Source organism: Streptomyces anandii JCM 4720, from assembly GCF_014650655.1.
GTDB classification, from domain to species: Bacteria; Actinomycetota; Actinomycetes; order Streptomycetales; family Streptomycetaceae; genus Streptomyces; species Streptomyces anandii.
Window position 1 is genome coordinate 28,516 of sequence record NZ_BMVJ01000006.1, and the last position, 263, is coordinate 28,778.

At 74.1% G+C, this 263-nt stretch carries 1 pseudogene; it reads right to left on the minus strand.

The annotated features are described in order from the left end of the window. Positions 1-263 (minus strand): annotated as a pseudogene (locus IE249_RS37090) (hypothetical protein); the annotation flags it as partial.

Consider the following 263-nt stretch of genomic DNA (forward strand, 5'->3'; position numbering starts at 1 on the left):
GCGGGCGGTCGGGCGCGGCGTCCAGGAAGGTGACGGCGGCCTCGATCTCGTACGGGTGGGACGACTCCAGGGACTCGATCCGCTGCCAGCAGTAGTCCGTCGCCCGGAACAGCCACGCGTGCCACACCTCGTTGCGGTGCAGCAGCCCGACCACAGGGCCGGTGGCCAGCAGGTCGCTCGGCGGGTCGTCGACGACCGGCACGAAGGGGGCCGCCGGATAGCCGCGCTGACTGGGGTGGACGGCCGGCAGCGCACCGTCCGGG